Source organism: Actinoplanes sp. CA-131856, assembly GCF_050956135.1.
Taxonomy (GTDB): Bacteria; Actinomycetota; Actinomycetes; order Mycobacteriales; family Micromonosporaceae; genus Actinoplanes.
Genome location: NZ_CP191849.1, coordinates 1664939 through 1681651, shown reverse-complemented (window position 1 = coordinate 1681651; position 16713 = coordinate 1664939). Strand labels below are relative to the sequence as shown.

Annotated in this window: 11 protein-coding genes and 2 tRNA genes; 6 read left to right on the top strand and 7 right to left on the bottom strand. The window is 69.5% G+C overall.

The window, feature by feature from the left end:
- Positions 1–703: 703 nt before the first annotated feature.
- Complete coding sequence (locus ACQP2X_RS08100; protein ID WP_498695437.1) at positions 704–1855, bottom strand: amidohydrolase family protein; 1152 nt, start codon at positions 1853–1855, stop codon at positions 704–706.
- Positions 1856–2751: 896 nt separating this feature from the next.
- Between ACQP2X_RS08100 and ACQP2X_RS08095 the strand changes: the two genes are divergently transcribed.
- The 4 genes from ACQP2X_RS08095 to ACQP2X_RS08080 are packed head-to-tail and all read left to right on the top strand — an operon-like array spanning position 2752 to position 10848.
- Complete coding sequence (locus tag ACQP2X_RS08095) at positions 2752–4299, top strand: TIGR02677 family protein (RefSeq protein WP_498695436.1); 1548 nt, start codon at positions 2752–2754, stop codon at positions 4297–4299.
- Positions 4296–5621, top strand: coding sequence for a DUF2398 family protein (locus ACQP2X_RS08090; RefSeq protein WP_498695435.1), 1326 nt, complete (start codon positions 4296–4298; stop codon positions 5619–5621). Before ACQP2X_RS08095 ends, ACQP2X_RS08090 begins: the two co-directional genes overlap by 4 nt.
- A 15-nt stretch (positions 5622–5636) precedes the next feature.
- Positions 5637–9641: a TIGR02680 family protein gene (locus ACQP2X_RS08085; protein ID WP_498695434.1), complete on the top strand. Its 4005-nt coding sequence runs from the start codon at positions 5637–5639 to the stop codon at positions 9639–9641.
- A complete protein-coding gene (locus ACQP2X_RS08080) occupies positions 9634–10848 on the top strand; it encodes a TIGR02679 family protein (protein ID WP_498695433.1) in 1215 nt (404 codons plus the stop codon). The genes ACQP2X_RS08085 and ACQP2X_RS08080 overlap by 8 nt, the downstream gene beginning before the upstream one ends.
- A gap of 29 nt (positions 10849–10877) precedes the next feature.
- Here the strand turns inward: ACQP2X_RS08080 and ACQP2X_RS08075 are convergent, their stop codons facing one another.
- The 5 genes from ACQP2X_RS08075 to ACQP2X_RS08055 all read right to left on the bottom strand — a co-directional run bounded on the left by ACQP2X_RS08075 (position 10878) and on the right by ACQP2X_RS08055 (position 14526).
- The gene (locus ACQP2X_RS08075; protein WP_498695431.1) at positions 10878–11777 is read right to left on the bottom strand and encodes an SWIM zinc finger family protein; all 900 of its coding nucleotides are present in this window, start codon (positions 11775–11777) and stop codon (positions 10878–10880) included.
- 262 nt (positions 11778–12039) lie between these two features.
- Positions 12040–12318, bottom strand: coding sequence for a hypothetical protein (locus ACQP2X_RS08070; RefSeq protein WP_498695428.1), 279 nt, complete (start codon positions 12316–12318; stop codon positions 12040–12042).
- Positions 12319–12372: 54 nt separating this feature from the next.
- Positions 12373–12927 carry a Uma2 family endonuclease gene (locus ACQP2X_RS08065; protein WP_498695427.1) on the bottom strand — a complete coding sequence of 185 codons (555 nt, stop codon included), beginning with the start codon at positions 12925–12927 and terminating at the stop codon, positions 12373–12375.
- A 182-nt stretch (positions 12928–13109) separates the two neighbouring features.
- Positions 13110–13183, bottom strand: a tRNA-Ile gene (locus tag ACQP2X_RS08060).
- Between the two features lie 71 nt (positions 13184–13254).
- Positions 13255–14526: an NAD(P)/FAD-dependent oxidoreductase gene (locus ACQP2X_RS08055; RefSeq protein WP_498695426.1), complete on the bottom strand. Its 1272-nt coding sequence runs from the start codon at positions 14524–14526 to the stop codon at positions 13255–13257.
- 191 nt (positions 14527–14717) lie between these two features.
- Between ACQP2X_RS08055 and ACQP2X_RS08050 the strand changes: the two genes are divergently transcribed.
- On the top strand, positions 14718–15980 hold the full coding sequence (locus ACQP2X_RS08050; protein WP_498695424.1) for a threonine/serine exporter family protein: 1263 nt from the start codon (positions 14718–14720) through the stop codon (positions 15978–15980).
- 131 nt (positions 15981–16111) lie between these two features.
- Here ACQP2X_RS08050 and ACQP2X_RS08045 read toward each other — a convergent pair.
- Positions 16112–16184: transfer RNA gene (locus tag ACQP2X_RS08045), tRNA-Asn, on the bottom strand.
- Between the two features lie 190 nt (positions 16185–16374).
- Between ACQP2X_RS08045 and ACQP2X_RS08040 the strand changes: the two genes are divergently transcribed.
- Positions 16375–16671 (top strand): hypothetical protein, encoded by a 297-nt coding sequence (locus tag ACQP2X_RS08040; RefSeq protein ID WP_498695421.1) that lies wholly within the window; start codon positions 16375–16377, stop codon positions 16669–16671.
- Positions 16672–16713: the final 42 nt, after the last annotated feature.

Below are 16713 nucleotides of genomic sequence, written 5' to 3'. Positions count from 1 at the left end.
ACCTCCCCGTCGCCAGTCGTCAATATCTCGGCAACAAAGGGCCGACGGATCTGCCCCTTCAGCTCAAAGACACTCAGAAATCAATCGCCAAAAACTGTTATCGAGCGCGATAAGGGCAGTTGGTCCGCAACGCGGCGGCGGCCCCTGGGCGAGCGCCACGATCCCCCAGGCACCCCGAGAACCTCGGTGCCGGATGGCTGGGCTTGATTCGGCCGACCGGTACGCGGAGGCTTCGGCAAGGCGGGGAGCCAAGGGTGATCTCGTACAGGCCGCCGCCCTCGGCATCGGCGGCCATCTGGTCGAGGACGCGGCGACGGTCGCGAGCCGTGCGGGATCTCGCCGGCTCAGCGCTTCCCACCGCGGTGTACGAGAATCACGACACCCTAGCCGTCCGCGAGCCATCGGCGGCGGCGTAGCGAAGTCTCTTCGGATACGAGCACGGGATCAGACACTTCGATGGCGTCCCGGATCTTCGCCAGCGATGACTTGTCGGACAGGCCGGCCTTCTTGAAAGAGATCCGTATCCCCCATTCAGAAGCATCCAGATTCTCGCCCGCGACAGTCGCATACCCTCCAAGCCGACGACCGTGGGGTCCGGGGGCGCCCCCGGAATAATGACATGGGCAAGGCGCTGTCGACGACCAGGCGGGGCCGGCGCGCTCGGGATCTCACAAGAGTCGCGACTGCTGGATACGCCGGCGCCTCACTTCGCGGGCACTTTCATTCTGAACAGCTTCTCTGCATTTCGGAACGCAATCTTCTCCTTGTCCTCCCGTGGCAGATCGACTCCGCGGAACCAGTCGGTCTGCGCCTTGATGTCCGCGAACGGGTAGTCGGTTGCGAACATCACTCGATCCACACTTACCTGCTTCAGCAGGAGTTCGAGCAGCTCGGTCTGGGGGAATGCGCTGGTCGTGATCCAGAAGTTGTCCTGGAAGTACTGGCCGAAGGGCTTCTTGAGCGAGCTTTCGGTCGGCTCGCCCATGTCATTGACGATCCGCTCGTAGTAGAAGGGAAGACCTTCGCCCATGTGGCCGATGATGATCTTCAGTTGGGGAAACCTGTCGAAGACCCCGTAGGTGATCATCCGGATGCACTGGGTCAGCACCTCTTGGTGCCAGCCATATCCGGACCCGCTGAAGATGTACGGCTGGAACTCTTTGGTGTATTGAGACCGCGTAGTGCTGTAAAGGATCTCGAAGATCTCGTCGGCGGGATAGCCGGGATGCAGGTAGATCGGCACGTCGAGAGCAACGGCACGGGCCAGCACAGGCTCGAAATCGGGATGGTCGAGATACTTCTTCGTGATGTGCCCGTTGGTCAGTGCACCCAAGAAGCCATCTTCCCGGACCGAGCGTTCCAGTTCGTCCGCCGCCGCCTCCGGGCTCTGCAAGGGCAAGGTGGCAAAAGCCTTGAAGCGGCCCGGATATTTGGCGATCGGCCCGTTTACAAGTTGCCGGTTGAGACGATAGGCAAGGTCGATGCCCCTTTTACCCGGGACATTCTGCACGGACGGTGTATGAGCGGAGAGGATTTGAACGTCGAGTCCCCCCGCGTCCATATCGCCGATGCGGCGCCGGCCCAGATCCGCAAGACCGATCTCCTCGAGGAACGCTATATGATCCTCATTGATGGAGTTCAGCTGCAACAACGCGGGAGTCGAAAATGTCTCCTCCGCGCCGATGAAGGGCAGGTCCCGGTCTCGCTGGTAAATTTCCGCGGTCTTGTCAACGTTCTGGTCCGGAGCCTTCTTGTCGTCGCTCGCTGCCGAGGCAATGGCATGCGAGGACACGCCGGCACCGATACCGAGCGCCGTGGCGGCGGCCAGGAAGCTGCGACGTCCCATGGGCTTCATATCATTCTCTCTTCACGTGTTTGTGTGGTGTGGTGAGCCTTGTCGCCCGGATCCGCACCCGAGCGTGTTGCCGGCCGGGATCGCTCGCCGGCGTGCGTGACGTGCGGGCCGGCCACGGCGGGTCCGGCATTGGTGCGGGGGTGCGACCCGCAGGCGGCGACCGGATACGCCGTCGCCGGAGCCTTGGTGGACGCCACGGACCTTGACAGCCCGGGCGGCGCTTCCCCGACGGCGCCGCATTCACTGTCATCACTGGTCCTTCGCCGACGGATTGCCTCGTTTGCCTCACGCCGACTTCGTACCTAGCGAATCTGAGACGACCATTAATGTGATGCTCAGGCCGGTTGTCCGAACCGGGTGCCCGGCGCACGCGTCAGCGTGGTGGACTTCTGCGCTTGGCCGGTCCGAACGGCGGCATTCCGACGATCAGGCACGAACTCGCGACCCCTGCGTTGCCGCCGGCGGCCCGAGGCCTGGCTCATCAAGAAGGCGGCAGGGGCCGACAGACCGCCGGCTTCCCCAGGGGTGGCGCAAGCAATGGCGAGACGCCTCGGTGGTGCGCATCTGGTCCAGTGAACGGCCATCGGACGAGGGCGAGCCAAGACGGCCTGTCGCCAAGTCGACTGGCGCGCCCACCGCACCGTGGGGTCTGGGGGTCGCCCCCAGGCCAGTTCCGTGGGCCGGACGTTGCACCATGCGAACCAGTCCACGACGATCTTCGGTGACCCGCTGTCAGGGCATCTGTCCAGCTCACGCCGCCGTCGAGCGCGGCCGGAAGCGTGATGGCGGTAAGCTCGACCACGGTTCCCGCAGAGCGTCGGACGCGCGGGTCCGGGTGGGTGATCGTCCGCACACCGTGTCCGAAGCCGGTCGAGCACTGGCGGTATCGTGGCCGGATGCCGGAACCACGGACCTCGTTCGGGCTGGACGATTTCGGGGTCGACGATCGCCTTCGGCTGTTCAGCTACGTCAACGCCGACAATCGACTCGCGTATCTGTGGCTCCTGCGGGCCTTCGACGCCGCCCGGTCCAGTTATCACGTCGTCCTGCACACCTCGGACGTGCAGGCGGCCCTGGCCGCTCTCTCAGAGATCCACCACGACTGCCCCGACCCGGCCGGGCTCGACCTGCCCCGCCTGTTGGACGCGCTCGTCGACTGGGGCGTGCTTGACCGCGGCCAGGACGGCACCCGGGCCGCCACGCTCGCCGAGTACCGCAATCGGCATTCGGTCTACCAATTCACCGAGGCCGGTTACCGCACCCACCGCGCTGTCGAGTCCGTTCTCGCAGCAGGACTGGACGACAGCACATTGTCCCGGCTGGTCTTCGCCGACCTCCTGGCTGACCTCAAAGCCCTGGCCACGGCGAACTCCGACGGCGACGCCGAGGAGGTGTACCGCAAGCTCAACCGTCTGGATCGAGCGCTGGCCGACGTGGCGGAACGCGCCGCCCGCTTCTATCACATGCTCGGCGACCTGAGGCGGACCCATGATGTACGCCCAGAGGTCTTCCTCACCCACAAGGACGCGCTGCTCGCTCATCTACGAGATTTCCACGACGAGCTCCAGCGGTACACGCCACGCCTGCGGGAGGCCGTGCTCGAGGTCGAGGCGACCGGTTTGGAACGGATGATCGAGGCGGCGGCCGAGGCCGACGAACGGCTCTTCGCGACGCCCGCCGAGCGGATCCAGGACTGGCGCCGCCGCTGGAGCGGACTGCGGTCCTGGCTGGCGCCGGAAAACGACCGGCCCAGCGAGGCGGACCGGCTCTCCGGCGCGACGATGGCGGCGATCGGGGACGTGCTCGCCCTGCTGCGGCGAGTCACCGAGGCCCGCCGGGGTGGGGTAAGCCGGGAGTCGCAGTTGCGGCACCTGGCGGCCTGGTTCACCGGCGCCGGCTCCGACGAGGCCGCGCACGCCGTCTTCGACGTGGTGTTCGGGTTGGGCGCGCCACGGCACGTCGGAGTGGCCTACCCCGATCCGGACGCGATCCCGGGACGGCTGTCCTGGTGGGAGGCGCCCGCAGTGGAGCTGTCCCGGACGCTCGTGCAGCACGGCCGGATGCCGGGCCAGGGCAACGGGCGGATCGCCCGGATCGAACGGTCGGAGTCCTCCCGCCGGGCGTTGCGGGAGCGCCAGGTGGCCGCGCAGCGCCGCCAGGCGGAGGCGGCCGCCGGCCTCATCGGCGCCGAGACACTCACCGAAGCGCAGGCCGGTGCGCTGCGCCGGCTTCTCGACATCGCGTTGGCGACCCGGCAGGCGGGCCGGCGGGAGGTTCCCCTGGCTGCCGCCGCATTCGGGGTACGCCTGACGCTCGCCCCCTGCCCCGGACGGTTTACCACAGTGCTCACCGAAGCGGGCAGATTGCACATCGACGGCTTCGACCTGTCCGTGACTGCGGCCGCGCACACTGCCACGCTCCGGACAGAGGCGGTGACCGTGTGAGATTCGCCGTTGACGTTTCCGATCTGGAACTCGCCGACTACCAGCGCGCGGCCCGGATCCTGCTGCGGCATCCGCTGATCACGGCGACGTGGCCGGACGAGAAGGCGCTGCCACGCATCCGCCGGTTCGCCACGGAGTTGCGCAGTGACCTGTCCGAGGCGTTCGGGTATCGGCTGGAGTTGCACGGGGCAACCGCGCGGTTGGTCCGCGCCGCCGACCGGCTGGAGACGGACCGGCCCGCGGTTTCGCGGACCGGTCGCCCGTTCGACCGGCAGCGTTACGCCTATCTGTCGTTGTGCCTGGCGACGTTGGGCCGGGCCGGCATTCAGATCACGCTGAGCGAGTTGGCCGAGGCGGTGGCCGCCGACGCCGGCCGGATCACCGGCCTGGGGCTGGACCCGGACTCCGGCGCGGACCGCCGGGCCTTCGTCGACGCGGTCGCCTGGCTGGAGGAGCGGGGTGTGCTGCGGCTCGCCGACGGCTCCAGTGCGGCATGGGCGAGTGATCCCGGCGCGGGTGAGGCGCTGTACGACGTCGCCCGTGACGCCGTGCTGGCGTTGTTCCGCCCGCCCCGGGTGCTTCAGCACATCGACTCGGTGACCGCCCTGCTGGACCGCTCGCTGAGCAACAGCGGCAACGCCGAGCGCCGGGCCGCCGCGCAGGCCGCCCGCCGCGCGGTACTGGAACGGCCGGTCGTCTACTACGACGACGTCTCCACCGAGATCGGCAACCATCTGCGCGGACAGGCGCTGCCCGCCGACCTTTACCGGCTCACCGGGCTGCGCCTGGAGCGGCGGGCCGAGGGTGTGCTGCTGGTCGACACGGCCGGCTGGTCGGCGGAGCGGTTCCCGGGTACCGGCTCGGTGGCGCAGGCGGCGGTGCTGCTGGCGGTGGCGATCGCGGAACGGGTTTCCGACCCGGACGGCCGCAAGACGCGCCGCATTCCGGTACCGGATCCGGCGGAGGCTCGGGAGAAACTGATCGCGCAGATCGACTCCGGGTTACCGGTGAGTGTCCCGCTGGGCTTGGGCGCCGGCGAGACGACGGCGGACGTGCCGACGGCGGCGGAGGACGTGGAACGGCGGCTTCCACTGATCACCGAAAGCTTCCTGCGGGAGGCGACGGCGGAGATCCTGCACCGGTACGGGCCGGCTTTCGGTGCCGCCTGGCACGCCGATCCGGAACGACTGCGGACCGAGGCGATCGAGCTGCTCACCCGGTTCGGTGCGGTGCTCCCCGTGCCCGGCGGAGTGCTGGCCCGCCCGTTGATCGGCCGTTATCGCCGTACGGTCGCCCAGGTCAAACAACGCACCCTCTTTTAGATCGAGGACTCTGTCTTGGCTCGTTTCGCCCCCACTCGCGCCGGCATCATCAACCTCTGGGACTACCGCGACGAGGAGTTCCTTTTCGTCGACGGGTGGCTCGTGCTGCGCGGCCCGAACGGCTCCGGCAAGACGAAGGCTCTCGAAGTGCTGTTCCCGTTCGTGCTGGACGGGCGGATCGAGCCGCGCCGGTTGAACCCGTTCGCCGGCGAGGACCGGACGATGAAGTCCAGCCTGCTCTACCGAGGGCAGGAGACGGCGTACGCGTACGTCTGGATGGAATTCTCGGACGGCGACCGGTTCGTGACGATCGGCGTCGGGTTGCGGGCCCACAAACACAACGATCGGGTGACCCGCTGGCACTTCGTCGCTGACGGCAGGGTCGGGGTGGATCTGTCGCTGCTGGACGACGAGGATCGGCCGGTGTCCCGGCGGGACCTGATCGACCGGCTCGGCGCGGAGGCGGTGCGCGACTCGGCCGAGGAGTACCGGCACCTGGTCGACGCGAAGCTGTTCGGACTGGGCCCGGCCCGTTACGAGCAGCTGCTCGACCTGGTGCTGACGCTGCGCAAGCCGCAGCTGGCGAAGGACCTGAACCCGGTGGAGCTGTCCCGCACCCTGCAACGTGGTCTGCGCCCGGTGGAAGACCATCTGCTGGTGGAGGCGGCCCGCTCGTTCGACGACATGGAGGCGGTGGCCCGTACCCTCGAGGGTCTGATCGCGGCTGATGCCGCGACCACCTCCTTCCTGGCCGTCTACGCCACCTATCTGCGAACCCACGCGCGAGCCGCGGCCGACGCGCTCACCGCACGCCGGGACAACGCGGCTGTACGCCGGGAGGCGCTGGCCGCCGCACGTGACGAGGCCGAGGCGGCACGCCGGCAGTCGGCGGAGGCGGAGCAGCGGCTGCACGCGGTCGAGGGCGAGCCCGGCCGGCTGCGCGCGCATCTGGACCGGTTGAAGAGCTCGGCCGCGTACCGGTCGCACGAACAACTGGCCGACTTGGAACGGCATGTGCACGACCTGGCGGACGCGGCCCGCCGCGCCGACCGGCAGGTCGCCACGGAGCGCGACGTCGTCGGCAAACGGCGGGCGGAGTCCGAGCGGGCCGCCGCGGCGCTGTACGACGCGCGGGCCAAGGCCGGCCGGTTGACGGCCGAACTCATGTCGGAGGCGGAGGACGGTGGCATCGAATGGCGGGCCGGCGATGCGGACACCGACGGACTGGCGACACGGCTTGCCTCCCGGTCGGCGGCGCGCCGTGCGGACGTGCGGGCGATCCGGGAACTCGCGGACCGGCTGGCCGAGACGGAACGCGAACATGTGCGGGCGGTGGAAGCCGACCGTGCCGCCCGCGCCGCGGCGGAGGACGCCACCGGGGCGGAGGAGCGGGCCGGCGATGCCCTCGACGTAGCCCGCGAGCAGACGGCCGAGGCGGTGCGGGTCTGGGGAACCGAACACGCCGAACTGTTCGCCGCTCTCCGCGTCTCCGACCTGCCGGACAGTCTCGCCGAGGCGGTGAACGACCCTTCGCTGCGGGACCTCTACCACGACCGGATGGCCGGTCCGGCCGGCACGATCCGGGACGAGATGGCCACGCTGGGCTCCCGATCCGGACGGCTGGCCACCGAACGCCGGGAGGCGATGGACGAGCGGGCGCTGATCGCGGCCGAGCATGACGACTCGCCGCCGCCGTCGCCGACCCGGCCGGCCTCGCGGGAGAACCGGGCCGGTGCGCCGTTGTGGCGTCTCATCCGATTCGCCGACGGGACATCGGAGACGGAGGCGGCCGGCATCGAGGCCGCCCTGCACGCGGCCGGCCTGCTCGACGCCTGGGTGCACCCGACCGCGAACGACGACGAGCAGGACGCCTACCTGCGCTCCGGCGAGCGGACCGGCGGGACGCTGGCCGACCTGCTCGTGCCCGAAGACCAGGACTTCGTGCCCGCCGAACGGATCACGGCCGTGCTCCGCGGCATCGCGCTCGGCGACATCACCGGTCCTTCCGGAGTGAGCGGCGACGGACGATGGGCCCAGGGCTCCGGCGTCGGCTGGTTCACCAAGGATCGTTGTGAATACATCGGGGCGACCGCCCGCGCGGCGCGCCGGGCCGCACGGATCGCCGACTGCGACCGCCGGATCGCCGCTCTCGAACGGGAGATCAACGAGGTCGAAGCCGAGCGCGAGTCCCGGCAGGAGATGCTGGCCGCGATGGACCGGGCGGGCGCGGCGCTACCGGGACGGACCGCGATCACCCACGCCGAACGCGAACTGGACCGGGCCGCCACCCTTCTCCGGGTACGCCGTGAGGCGGCCCTCGATGCCGCGGGACGGCTCGACGCGGCCGTGGCCGCCCAGGCCGCCGCCGGCACCGGACTGCGCCGGGCCGCCACCGACCGGTCGTTGCCGGTGGATCGGCTCGACTCGACCGCTGCGGCGCTGGACCGCTTCGACCGGCTCGGAGTGGAACTGCGGCACGCCCACGACAGCGCGGACGGCGCCGAGGCGCTCGCCGGGGAGGCCGCCGAGCGGCATGCCGAGGCGGAGGAACGCTCCGAGGCGGCCCATCAGGCGGCCCGGGCGGCGCACGCCCGGCACACCGAGAAGGACGAGGAACTGCGCACCCTGTCCGCGGCCATCGGCGCCGAGGCGACCCGGGTGCTGGCCGAGGTGGCCGAGACCGAGGAGGCGGTCACCGGCGCGGAACAGGCCCTCGAACAAGCCCGGGCAGCCCACAGCGCGGCGTTGCAGAGCCGGGCCGGCGCGGTGGCGCGGGTCGAGGTCGGCGAGCGGTCCGTGGACGAGGCGATCGTCGAGGCGCGGCGCGAGGCGGTGCGACTTCGCCCGTACGCCCAAAGTGATCTTCTAGGTCTGATCCGCTGCCCGTCGCAACTGCGGTGGCCGGCCACCGCCACCACAGAAGACGATCTCGATCCGGCGGTCGTGGCGCTGCACGAGGCGATCCTGACCGCCACCCGCGAACTGAGCCCGACCGAGACCTCACTGAAGCAGAGCGCGACCCGGCTGACCAGTGCCCTCACCGACCTCCAGGCGCAGCTGCCGGCCGCCGGGCTCGACCATCGGCCGGAATGGGACACCGACGAGGGTGTCATCGTCGTGCGGGTCGCCGACGAACAGGGTCTGACGCCGGTGGCACATTTCGCTGAAAGGATCGCCGGAGAGCGCCGCGACCAGGAACAACTGCTCACCGATGCCGAGCAGCGGGTCTTCGAGGACGCGCTGCTGGGCCAGCTGGCCGGGCAGATCCACCGCCGTACGATCGAGGCCCGCGACCTGGTGGACGCGATGGACCAGCAGATGCGGGCCCGGCGGATGTCGTCCGGCCTGACCGTCGGGGTGGGCTGGCGGCTCTCCGACGATCTCGACCCGGAGCAGCGTGACGTCTGCAAGCTGCTGGAACGTGACCCGGCGCGGCTAGGGCCCGGCCAGCTGACCACCCTGCGCCGCCACTTCGCGGCCCGGATCAAGTCGGCTCGGGCACAGGCGCCGGAGAAGCCCTACCGGGAACTGCTGGCCGAGGTGCTGGATTACCGGCAATGGCGGGTCTTCGCCTTCACTCTGCACCGGCCCGGCGGTATCAGTGAGCCGCTCACCCGAGCCCGGCACAGCCAGCTTTCCGGTGGTGAACAGTCGGTCTCACTGCACCTGCCGCTGTTCGCGGCGGCCAACGCGCTGTTCGGGTCGGCCCGCCCGGACGCGCCCCGGTTGCTCGGGCTCGACGAGGCGTTCGCCGGTGTCGACGACAACGGGCGCGGCGAGTTGATGTCGCTGGCCAAACAGTTCGACCTCGACCTGTTCATGACGGGGTACGACCTGTGGGCCACCCATCCGGCGGTGACCGGGTGCGCGCACTACGACCTGTCGCACTCCACGGTCGAGCACGCCGTGTCGACGGTGCTTCTGGTGTGGGACGGTGCCGTGAACGTGGCCGACTTCGACGGGACGCTCGCCGCGGCGCTGGGCTCGCCATCGACCCGTACCGTCGCGTCACATGCCTGACCTCACCACCGATCCGGGCTGGCGGCGGCTGCTGGCCGCTGCCCGGCGCAGTCTGGAGCGCACCGGCGGCAGCCTCGCTGGGACGATCTCCCTGGCCGCACCGGACGAGGCGGAACGGCATGTCGTCATCGGGGTGACCGGCGTGCACCGACCCGCCGGCGTCAGCCGGGTCACCCTCCGCCTGTCCGAGATCGACATTTTCCTGCGGGACGCCCACAGCATCGATCTCGCGTCGGCGGTGGGCCCGTTTCGGGATCGCCCCGCCGAGCGTGCCGCCCTCGCCGAAGCGCGGGCGGAGATGCTCACCCGGGCCGCCACGAGCCGCCACGCCGGCCGGCCCTGGTTCGAGGAGTGGATCGATACCCTGCGCCGCGACGGGACGCTCACCCGGATGGCCCGCAGCGACCTGCCGTTCTCCCGAGTGCTGACCGCACTCGACACGTTGCCGGTCAGCGCCGAACCGATGCCTGTCTTCGCCGAACGGGTCCTCGGCGACACCAAGGCCCTTGCCGAGGGGCCGATGCGCGGACTCCTGCTCCGGGCGCTGGCCGCCTGGCACCAGGTCAAGCCGCCGACCGGAGCGGAACAGGAACGGGCGCTCTGGGAGATGGCCGGGGTGGTGCCCGACGACCTCGCCAGCCAGGTCCTGGTACTCAACCTGCCCGCCACCGGCGGGGTTCTCGGTGACTGGCTGTCCTCGGCCGCGATGGCTCATGTGCCGTTCCGTGTGACCCTGCACCAGCTACGACTCGCCCCGTTGTCCCTGCCGGTCCTGGCGGTCTACGTGTGCGAGAACCCGGCCGTGCTGCGAGCCGCGGCGGGACATGCCACGGCCCCGCTCATCTGTACCGAAGGAGTGCCTTCGGCCGCAGTCCACACGCTACTGGCGAGCCGGCCGGCGGGCACTGTGATCCGATGGCGCAACGATTTCGACTGGACCGGTATCCGGCTGACCGCCGCCGCTCTCGCCCGCTACCCGGACGCCGTGCCGTGGCGTATGTCCGGTGCCGACTACCTCGATGCCGACACGACCGGTCTGCCCTTGACCGGCGCCCCGGCAGCCAGCCCCTGGGATCCCTCGTTGGCGGAGGCGATGACCGATGCTGGTCGATCGGTGATGGAGGAGCGCCTCCTCGGTGTACTACTGGACGACCTCCTTCAGGGCATCTCACCACCGCCGGCTCCCGCAGGCGAGAGCGGACTCTGACCGCGAGTCGCCGCTCGAGTTCGCTCCGGCTACCGATACGGGTAACGAGCGACTGCGCCCGCAGCCTCACCGAGAAGCTCCGAATACACGGCTGTGTCGATGGTGTCGTGATGGCAGCGGTCGAGCAGCCGCTCGAGACGTTCGATGATCTCCTCCGGGTCGAGGTCGAGCCGCTCACACAGATCCCGGTGCGCACCGACCAGAAGCTCGCTGATCTCCTCAGGATCGATACGGCGCGCGTAATAGGCATCCAGCAGATGACCGGCCAGCTCGTCCCAGACCGCGATGGCCTGCTCGATCAGATCGAGCATGGCCGGCGTCTCGGGACGTGCGCACAAGATCTCGACCTCGGCGACCAGACGACGGCCGGCCTCCTCCACATCGGCGATCTCCCAGCTGGTTCCGGTGGTCGCGTTCGCAGCCTCACGGATGACGGCCTGAAAGCCGGCCAGGGCCGATTCGTCGACCGGGGCAAGCATCCCTGCCTTTCCCAGCAGCAAGGTCGCGAACAGCCGATCCCGAACAGCCTGCTCCACCACCAGGGCGGTCAACTGCCGCGGACCGAGAGACTGCACGGCCCGCAGATAATCGGTCTGCTCCGGCTCGATCGGGCCCGCACCATGCGGCCTGCCCGCAGCAGAGAATCTGACGCCCGCCTCGAACGCGGACAACGCCACCGCGACGGCGTGGGCGCAGAAATCGCCGTCACCAGAGCCGGCCTCGCAATCGCAGTCCCCGATCAATGCCTGATCGACCACACCCACCCACGGCTGGAATCGGATCCCGCTGTCGCGGACGACCGCCCGAGCACCGCCACCAACCGCTTCCAGGCCTCCGACACCGCCGTCGCGCGACAATTGCTCAGCGGCCGTGACCAGCTGCGCCGAGATCGAACTACGAAACGCGGAAACATCGATACGAACGGCCACGAGCGCTCACGATACCGCCACAGCTACAACGCTTCAGCGCAGGACAGACGGGTCGCACTCGACCGTCTTTTCGCCGCCGTGAGCCCCGGCACCGGCAATACTCAACCCCCGACTCGTCCAGACGCTGCTCGCGGGCCGCGGCCGCCGCCTCCGCACGATGTCTGCGTTCGGCCACCTCACGCTCGTGGATCCGGATCGGCCTTCAGATCGCCCCATTGATAGTCGTTGACGAGCTGGCCGCCCACGACCGGTACGCCTCGATTCACCGCGCGCCGCGAGGCGCGGGATCCGGCAACGGAAGGTCCAGAATCCCGATCGCCTGCCGCAGTCGGCCACGGTGGCAGATCGCTACGATCCCCGACGAACGCAGATCCACCTTCCGGACGGCCACCGGCACCTCGAGAACCTCGGTCTCGAACGGCATCGCCAGATCGCCCTCAATCATGGCGAAGAGGCCACTGAGCTCCTCGTGCTCGTCATAGCAGTCCACAACCGCCTCGGCGACCAAGACATCGAGCTCGGCATCACTGAGCGAAGACACCCGCGCAGGATAGAGAACCGCCGGCCCGACAGCGCGACGGGCAGCGCTCTCCCGTCAGCCGAGGTGATCGCTGGGGCTGGTCTGCAGGAGCCAGGCCAGGGGCATCTTCGCGCGTTCGGCGTAAGTGGATTTCGAGGAGAGTTGATACAGCGTCACTGTTTGAGCCTCGTCGCGATCGACGACCCAGTACTGGGGGATGCCCGCCGTGGCATATTCGCGGCGCTTAGTGACCTCGTCCATCGCCTCCGAGCCCGGCGAGACGATCTCGATGGCGAGGAGGAGTTCGGCGACCGCCAGCCAGACTCCCCGCGGCGGGGGTTTGCTCCACACACTGAGGTCGGGGATCCGGCCACCGTCTCGTCCGGTTCCGGGAACGCGGATGCCCGCGACTTGGAGGATCTGTTCGGCTGGCCAACCAGCCATGAGCAGCCATGCGAAGAGCCGGCTGGCAATCTGCGCGTGCTCCGAGTCCGCGGGCGGCATGACGGACAGCACTCCCTCGGGGCTGGTCTCGTATCGGTGGCCGTTCGGATCTGAGGCGTTCATGGCCGCCAGGTCGTCGAGCGTCACCATGGCGGGCATGTGCATGCCAACGGTCTCCGCGCTCATGCGCCCATCGTACGAGACCGCACTACGAGCTCGCCTCAATCGCCGAACCGGGGTGAGCACCCATCACGTGCTGAGTTGAACTGGCCGCCAGGCCAAGCCCAACCATCCACCGCCCGGCGCCGGATCGCCGCGGGGTGACCACGACACCGTGGGGTCTGGGGGTCGCCCCCAGGCCAGTTCCGTGGGGCGGGCGGGACTCGAACCCGCGACCGAGGGATTATGAGTCCCCTGCTCTAACCCACTGAGCTACCGCCCCTTACCGGCGGCGATCCTAACCCGTGGGCCCTGTTCACAGCCAGCGATCTCCCGAGCTTATGCAGCGCCGCCTCATCGGGCGGCTCCTACGCCCGCGCCCAGCCAGGACAACACCGCGCCGGCCGTGCGCCAACCGCCGGCCAGTGCGCCCTGGATCGACGGGCTGTCGCGGTGGTCGCCGGCCACGAACAGGCCGTCGCCCAGGTCGACCGGCTTGCGCAAGTTGGCCTGTGGGACGCGGGCCGACGGGAGGGCGTTCGGGATGCTGATCACTTCCAGCAGGTCCCAGTCGTCGGTCGGGGTGCCGTACAGGCGGGACAACTCCACCCTGATCACCGCCTCCGAGGCGCTCGACGGGGCCGAGACGCCGACCACCGAGGCCGCGATCAGGGACTTTCCCGTCGGGGCGTATTCGGGGGCCGCGTTGCTCACCACCACCGTGTTGGCGATGATCTCGCGGCGGTCGCCGTCCAGCACCAGTGTCGGCTCGTCCAGCGGGGCCTTGTCGGCGCCGAAGTAGAACGTCGTCAGGCCGTGCATGTCCGGCACCGGCAGCCTGTCCGGCAGCAGGGCCGCCGCCGAGGGCGGGTCCGTCGCCACGATCACGGCGCGGCAGTTGATCTGGCCGCCCTCGGTGACGACCATGCCGGGGCCGATGGACAGGGTCCGGGCTCCGATCAACAGCTGGGGGTACGGCAGTGGGCCCGCGATCGCCGCGGGAAATGCCGCCATGCCGGCCGCCGGCACGCCCATCCGGCCTCGGGCGAACGAGCGCAGGATCATGGCGAAGACGTGGCTCGACGTGTCCAGTGACCGGTCGCCGAAGACGCCCGAGAGGAACGGCCGCAGCACCTCTTCGATCATGCGGTGGGACATGCCCGCCTTGCGGAGGAACTCCTGGGTCGTGGTCTCGCGGGCTTCCAGCAGCTTGGCCGCGGGCAGCGTCGCGCACCGGGTGGCCAGCGCCGCGAACTTCAGCCGGTCGCTGAGCGTGCCCACCCCGGAGGTCAGCGCCTGCGCGGCGGCCAGCGGATCACGGGCCGGGTTCTCCAGCCGGTGCAGCTCTCCCCCGCGGCGCACCAGCACGCCCGGCGTGAAATAGCGCATGTCCAGGGCGGCCACGTCGACCAGGGCCGGCACCCGCGGATAGGCCGTGTTCAGGATCTGAAACCCGCGGTCGAGGTGCCAGCCGTCGACGGTGTCGGTGGTGACGCGGCCGCCGATGCGGTCCGAAGCCTCGACCAGCAGCCACTCCACGCCGGCCCGATCAAGACGGCGGGCTGCGGAGAGGCCGGCGAGACCGCCGCCGACGATGACGACGTCCACCTCAATTGGCTGCGACACGGGCACCTCACAAGGGGACGAACCAGGCAAGCCCAAGACTAACGGCGGCGTTGGGTCCGGGCAGGCGATTCGGTCACGCTTCCGTTTGCCGTACGCCGGTGAGCGCGACCCGCTGGTGTCATACCCATCCGGCGTGACCTCACTCCCGCGGGAGGATTTCCGGACCGGATCGGCGATCTAGCGTGCCGGTCATGGCGGACATCGAGCACGAGCGGCGGGATCTGCAACAGTTCCTGCTCTATCTGGGCAGCGCCCTGACCGCCGCCGGTGAGGCCGTCAACCGGATCGAGGACGGGTTGCGGAGCGTCGCCACCGCGTACGGCGCACCGCACGCCCGGGTGAGCGTGCTTCCGACGTACCTGGTCGTCTCCTTGGAACCCGGACGGCCCGCCACCCTCGAACCCACCCGTCAGTTGCGCGGGGGTCTGCGCCTGGATCAGACCGCCGCCGTCTACGACCTGCTGCGGGAGGCCGAACGGGGACGTCCGGAGCCGGCCGACGGCATAGCCCGGATCGAGGAGATCCTCGCCATGCGGGCCCGGTTCCGCCCGGTCCTGCAGATCGGCTCGTACGCCGTGCTGACCGGCGGCATCTGCCTCGTCCTGCAGCCCACCTGGGGCGACCTGCTCCTGTCGGTGATCTTCGGCGCCATGGTGGGCGCCCTCAAGCTGGTCGGCGCCCGCTGGGTCAGCGTCCAGATGATCATGCCGGTGGCGGCCGCCTTCACGGTGTCGGCCGTGACCTTCCTCCTGGCCGACACCGGCTGGGCCCACGCCGACCTGCGGGCCATGGTGGCGCCGCTGGCGACCTTCCTGCCCGGCGCCATGCTCACGATGGGTGTGGTGGAGATCTCGGCGGCCGAGATGGTCACCGGCGCCAGCCGCCTGGTCACCGGGGTGCTCCAGTTGCTGCTGCTGGCGTTCGGCATCGTGGGCGCGGCCCAGACGGTGGGCCTGCCCGAGGTGGCGACGCCGACCGAGGCCTTTCAGCATTCGATCGGCCCGTGGGCGCCCTGGTTGGGCGCGTTGGTCGTCGCCGTAGGCAGCTATCTGGTGCATTCCGCGCCGCGCCGCTCGCTGGGCTGGCTGTGTCTGGTCCTCTACGCGGCCTGGATAGGCCAGTATTTCGGGAACATCCTGCTAGGCGGATACTTGAGCGGTTTCGTCGGCGCCCTGGTCCTCACCGTGGTCGCCTGCCTGGTGGAACGCCTGCCCTCGGGCCCGCCCGCCCTGGTCAGCTTCCTGCCCGGCTTCTGGCTCCTGGTACCCGGCGCCCTGAGCCTGATCGGCGTCACCGAGGCTTTGGGCGCCGACAAGGCCCAGGCCTCCCAGGACCTGCTGAGCGCCCTGGCCTCCATGCTCGCCGTGGCCTTGGGCGTCCTCTGCGGCCACCCCGTCTACCGAGCCATGGCCCGTTCCCTGAACACCATCACCAAAGAGAACGCGCCAAGATAGAAAGCCGCAACGAACAAGCCCACAGCGACCACGACACCGTGGGGTTTCCGGGGCTCGGCCCGGAGCAGATACAGAGGCGGGGCCCCACCGGTCCGCGCGTTTTGCGGACGGGGAGACCCCGGGACTCGCCGCTCCCCCGATTGGACTCGAACCAATAACCTGCCGGTTAACAGCCGGCTGCTCTGCCAATTGAGCTACAGGGGATCGTGCTCCGGCGCCCGTCGTTCCTGGCGCCGGGGAACAGAGTACATGACGATGACGGGCACGCGCGAAGGGGATCCCCGGCACGCCGCTACCGGGCGAATCGCCTCGATCAGGAATACGCGACCGGCAGGATGGGTATGCACGGTCACATCGACGCAAGCGCGCGTCACGAACGGAAGGAGCCGCCATCATGCGCGGAAAGCTGATGTTCATCACCGGTCTCGCGGCGGGCTTCGTCCTGGGCAGCCGTGCCGGCCGGGAGAAGTACGAGGAGATCCGGGCCAACGCGAAGAAGGTGTGGGAGCACCCGTCGGTGCAAGAGGCCGCCGGTGTCGCCCAGGCGCAGGCCAACAAGCTCTACTCGGAGAGCAAGGACAAGCTCCAGTCGTCGAAGCTGGGCGAGAAGCTGCACGTGACGTCGGAGTCGTCCGACTCGGTGACCACGCCCAGCACGTCGACCACCAGCACGTCCTCTTCGACGTACTGATTTCTCATAGGGAACCGCCCCGGGCCGTCGAGGTCCGGGGCG